This window comes from Kribbella sp., from assembly GCF_035655035.1.
Classification (GTDB): domain Bacteria; phylum Actinomycetota; class Actinomycetes; order Propionibacteriales; family Kribbellaceae; genus Kribbella.
Genome location: NZ_DASRVN010000481.1, coordinates 1 through 4368, shown reverse-complemented (window position 1 = coordinate 4368; position 4368 = coordinate 1). Strand labels below are relative to the sequence as shown.

Sequence of the window (4368 nt, the reverse complement as noted above, 5' to 3'; positions counted from 1 at the left end):
GTGATCCGCAAGGTGCAGCTCCACTTCAAGCTCGAGGTCACCGGCATCTTCAACCCCGCAGTAGCCAATGAAATGAAACGCTACGGCTACAAGATCGTAGCCTGACCCAACGACAAGGCCCCACCGGTAGCAGCCGGTGGGGCCTTGGTGGTCCACTACCGCCCGGGCATCCCCGGTGCAGCTGTGGAGGTGGAGAGCGGAACCGACGCCGATGCAGGGGTCAAGACGTCAGCTCCGCTTGTCTATGGAGTTGTCACTCGCGAGTCGGCCGCCCAAACATGCGCCTGGTGAAACGCGAGATGTTGCTGCAAAGCATCCGGGCTACCACCGGGGTTCCCGAGGCCGAGGTGGCTCATCGTCGGTACGACGACCGCCCGGACGTCCGAGCGTTTCACCTCGTCGAGCAGTGCGTGGAAGGCTGCGGACTCGGCCGCGTCGCGCTCGGTGTAGACGGTACCGAGGGTGAACCCCTCGGCGCTGGCGAACGCGACGAGCGAATCCGTCGCCGCGGCCAGCTCCTCCGCGCAGCTCAGCGCGTCGGCCCGTACGTACCCGAGCAGCGTCGGCCGGGTGGTCATCGCTCGGCGTCCACCGCCACCGGCTCGCTCGTCACCCGGAGGGAGGCGAAGCGGCGCCGCATGGCTTCCTCGTACTGTGCTGCCTGCTCCGCACTCGCGGTGTGGTCCGCAACCGGGTGCGCGCCGAACCAGACCCGCACCCGACGGTGCGTTGCGGGGGCTTCGAGCGTCTCGGTCATCGCGGTTCCTTCGGCAGTCTCGGTCTCACCCCGGACGGCTTTGTCCGGCGTTGAGATAAAGAACACCAAACCTGGTGGCCCTTCGGAACACTTCGGTAGGGACCTTTACAGAGCCTTGACGCAGAGTAGGGAAACCTTCGAACCTGCAGGTCAACGCCGTCTCCGGAGCGTCACGAACCCCTCGGGAAACGCTGTCAAGAATGTTTGCAGCTATTTGCCAATAACGATTCGGCGACGCACCGGCTATTCGACCGGCGCAAAAATCTATGACGTCCTGCTAACCCTTTGCACGCACTCGCTCACGCACCGGAATTCCTAGCCGGTTATCGCCGCCTCGTGAAGGCCGCCGGGTGGGCCGGTACGACGATCAAGGTGAGCCCCGCCGCGCCGACGGCCAGGGCTGCCAGCAGGTTGAGCGTGTTCGGGAGACCTATCGCGAGAGTGATCGCCGGGGCCGCCAGACCGCCGAGCAGGAGCGCCAGCGAGTCCGCCGCGAAGAAGATCGCGCCGACGCTCGCCATCACCTCCGGCCGGGCCGCTCGCTGGATCGTGGTGCCCGCTGTGATCAGCAGGATGCTGCCGGGGAAGCCGATCAGTACCGCGGCCGCGACGGCGATCGGGACGTTCGGGGCGTTGAAGAGCGCGAAGTACGCCGCGGCGCTGGCGAGCTGGGTGATCGTGAGGAGTTCGCGCGTACCCAGGAGCCGGGCGGCGCGGGTGCTGAGCGCGGCGCCGACGAGGTACCCGGCGCCGAGGCCGGAGATCAGGTAGCCGACGACGTACCCGGGAGCCTGCAGTTGGTCGACGACGAACGGGACCAGCAGGGCGGTGAGGCCGGCGTTCGCGCTCAGGAAGACGGTCTGGCCGATCAGGACGCCGCGGAGCGCTCGGTGCTCGACGGCGGCGCGGAGCCCTTCGAGCGGACGTGGCGGTACGCCGGTGGTCGCGTGTCGACGGGTACGGACCGTGGCGATCGTGGCCGCCGACAACAGGTAGCTGACGATGTCGACGGCCAGGACGAATTCGATCCCGGGGCCGGCCAGGAGCAGGGCGCCGAGCGGCGGCGCGACGAGCCGGAGCACGCTGCCGGTGACGGCGTTCAGCGCATTGGCCGCGGCCAGTTCATCGCCCGTGCCGACGACTGCCGGTAGGAGTGCGCGGGCGGCCGGCCGGAACACGGTGGTCGCGGTGTTCTCGAGCAGGATCGCGAGGTAGATCAGCCAGAGGTGGTCGCGGTCGGCGAAGAGGATCAGCGCGACGGTTGCCGCGCTGACCAGGTCGGCGATCCACATTGCCCGGGCGAGGTCCCAGCGGTCCAGCAGTACGCCGGCCCACGGGCCGATGAGCAGCGCGGGCAGTGCCTCGAGGGCCAGCGTCAGTCCGGTGGCGACCGTGGAGCCGGTGAGCGTGAAGACGTACACCGGGATCGCGACCACCAGTAGCCACGATCCGATGCCGGACACTGCTCCGCTGAGCCAGAGCCGTCGGAAGTCTCGGTTCCTCACGGCTGGTGAATCTATCTTGAGGGGATAGACATCGGCAAGACTGTTTTGTGAGAATAGGGCGCATGGAGCTTGGCGACGTACTGCGGGATCGCCGGAAGGCCGCCGGCCGGACCATCGCGTCGGTGGCCGTCGACGCCGGCCTGTCGGTCCCGTACATCGCGAACCTGGAAAACGGCCGCGGCAATCCCACCCTCGCCGCGCTGGACCGCCTGGCCACGGCCCTCGGCGCCCACCTGGAAGTACGCATCGACGACGAGGAGCCACCATCACCCTCATCCGTCGCCACAGACCTCCTCGCCGCCTCCGAACGGGCCGACAAGGTCCTCGCCACCTTGGCCACCGGCCGCTCCCGCGCCACCGTCCGCCGCGACCTGATCACCACCCTCGACGCCCTCCAGTCCGTCCTGGGCCGCCCACCCACCGGCACGGACCTGAACCGCCTCCTGGACCTCCTCCAACTCGCCGACTGACCCCGCCGACGGGAACTCGGCTGACGGCACCGGGGCGGTCGCGTAGGGTCCGCGGCATGGAGATCGGGACGCGGATCGCGCGGGCGCAGGTGGACGGGCTGGCGCGGTCGCGGCGGCAGATCGTGGCGGGTCCTTTGGCGGGGATGCTGCACGACCGGGACGACTGGTACCTGTCGGGGATGGTCGCCGCGGAGCCGGGGGAGCCGTTCGGTGCGGATGACCTCCCGTGGGCGCTCGAGACGATCCGCCAGGCGTTCGCCGCCGAGGACCGGTGGCTGAGCGCGGAGCTGGTCGACGAGGCGAACCCGGGCCTGGCCGAGGCGCTCGAGGCGAACGGGATGACGATCGTGTCCCGGCTCCCGCTGCTCGTCGCCGAGCCGGCCGACCTGATCGTCCCGGAGCTGCCAGACGGCGTCACCGTACGGGTCGTCGCGTCCGAGGAAGACCAGAAGATCGCGGACGCGGTGTCCTCGGAGGCGTACGAGATGCCCGGGTCCGGGTTCGCGTTCAAGCCCGATCCGGCCGACGGTGGCGCGGTGCTGGTGTACGTCGACGACGTACCGGTGGCGACGGCCGCGTGGACCGCGGTCGCGGATGCGGTGACCGAGGTCGCGGGCGTCGGCACGATCCACAGCCACCGTCGGCGCGGCTACGGCGGCATCGCGACGGCGTACGCGACCACGAAGGCCTTCGAGCTCGGCGGCGCGACGCTCGCCTGGCTCACCCCGGGCGACGACGGCGCGGACCGTGTGTACCGCCGCCTCGGCTATGCGCCCAAGGCAACCGCCGTCCACCTCGGCGACCCGGGCGGGCACCTCGCCGACCTCCGCTGACCCGCCCGATGCAACACCGCGGCCTCCCCGGCTCGTATCGAGGGGGACAGCGGAGAGTGGGAGGGCAACGGTGGATCGGGATCAGGAGTACGTCGAGTTCGTCTCAACGGCGAGTGGGGCGTTACGTCGTACCGCGTTCCTGGTCTGCGGGGACTGGCACCGCGCGGACGACGTCGTACAGGAATCGCTGGTCAAGCTGTACCGGTCCTGGGCGAAGGTCGATCGGCAGGGCAACCCCCTGGCGTACGCCCGGCGGATCGTCGTCAACACGGCCCTGGACAGCGGCCGGCGCTCCTGGCGCCGGGAAGTGCCGACCGCTGACCTGTCGACCGGCCAGGTCCGGCCGGGTGACCACGCCGACGAGCAGGCCGCCCGCGACGAGCTGCTGACCGTGCTCGGCACGCTCGCGCCGCGGCAACGCGCCTGCGTCGTGCTCCGGTACTACGAGGACCTGTCGGTCGAGCAGACCGCCGCGATCCTCGGGTGCTCGGAAGGCACCGTGCGCAGCCAGTCCGCCCGCGGCCTCGAAACTCTCCGGAACGCCATCGATCGGAACCGGCAGATCGGCCGGGTCCGGTGAAGGAGAACGAGATGGACGACATCGGCGCCGAACTCCGGCGGTTGGCGAACACCGACCCGCTGGGCCCGATCGACGGGCACGACCTCTTGGAACGCGGCAAGCGCAGTCGCCGCCGGCGGCGGTTGCTGTCGGCCGGCGGCGGCATCGCGGGCGTCGCGGCGGTCGCCGTCGCGGCAAGCCTGCTGCCGCACCCCGGTACGACGACCTCCAACCAGCCGGCGGT

The 4368-nt window shown here is 70.0% G+C and carries 7 protein-coding genes; 4 read left to right on the top strand and 3 right to left on the bottom strand.

The window, feature by feature from the left end:
* Positions 1-242: 242 nt before the first annotated feature.
* From VFF46_RS26305 to VFF46_RS26295, 3 genes are all read right to left on the bottom strand, one after another.
* Positions 243-578, bottom strand: a complete 336-nt coding sequence (locus tag VFF46_RS26305; protein ID WP_325039895.1) for a hypothetical protein — start codon at positions 576-578, stop codon at positions 243-245.
* Positions 575-757 carry a hypothetical protein gene (locus tag VFF46_RS26300; protein ID WP_325039894.1) on the bottom strand — a complete coding sequence of 61 codons (183 nt, stop codon included), beginning with the start codon at positions 755-757 and terminating at the stop codon, positions 575-577. The genes VFF46_RS26305 and VFF46_RS26300 overlap by 4 nt, the downstream gene beginning before the upstream one ends.
* Positions 758-1080: 323 nt before the next feature.
* The gene (locus VFF46_RS26295; RefSeq protein WP_325039893.1) at positions 1081-2262 is read right to left on the bottom strand and encodes an MFS transporter; all 1182 of its coding nucleotides are present in this window, start codon (positions 2260-2262) and stop codon (positions 1081-1083) included.
* A 62-nt stretch (positions 2263-2324) separates the two neighbouring features.
* Here VFF46_RS26295 and VFF46_RS26290 point away from each other — a divergent pair, with 62 nt between their 5' ends.
* The 4 genes from VFF46_RS26290 to VFF46_RS26275 all read left to right on the top strand — a co-directional run.
* Positions 2325-2732: a helix-turn-helix transcriptional regulator gene (locus VFF46_RS26290; RefSeq protein WP_325039892.1), complete on the top strand. Its 408-nt coding sequence runs from the start codon at positions 2325-2327 to the stop codon at positions 2730-2732.
* 56 nt (positions 2733-2788) lie between these two features.
* Positions 2789-3565 carry a GNAT family N-acetyltransferase gene (locus VFF46_RS26285; RefSeq protein ID WP_325039891.1) on the top strand — a complete coding sequence of 259 codons (777 nt, stop codon included), beginning with the start codon at positions 2789-2791 and terminating at the stop codon, positions 3563-3565.
* A gap of 70 nt (positions 3566-3635) precedes the next feature.
* Entirely contained in the window at positions 3636-4145 is a 510-nt protein-coding gene (locus tag VFF46_RS26280; protein WP_325039890.1) for a SigE family RNA polymerase sigma factor, read from the top strand.
* A gap of 11 nt (positions 4146-4156) precedes the next feature.
* Positions 4157-4368, top strand: a 212-nt coding sequence (locus tag VFF46_RS26275) for a hypothetical protein (RefSeq protein ID WP_325039889.1), incomplete at its 3' end; no start/stop codon positions are given.

Excerpts from the sequence above, each read along its gene's own strand:
- VFF46_RS26305 (WP_325039895.1), bottom strand. The coding sequence starts at position 578 with ATGACCACCCGGCCGACGCTGCTCGGGTACGTACGGGCCGACGCGCTG.
- VFF46_RS26285 (WP_325039891.1), top strand. The coding sequence starts at position 2,789 with ATGGAGATCGGGACGCGGATCGCGCGGGCGCAGGTGGACGGGCTGGCG.
- VFF46_RS26290 (WP_325039892.1), top strand. The coding sequence starts at position 2,325 with ATGGAGCTTGGCGACGTACTGCGGGATCGCCGGAAGGCCGCCGGCCGG.
- VFF46_RS26300 (WP_325039894.1), bottom strand. The coding sequence starts at position 757 with ATGACCGAGACGCTCGAAGCCCCCGCAACGCACCGTCGGGTGCGGGTC.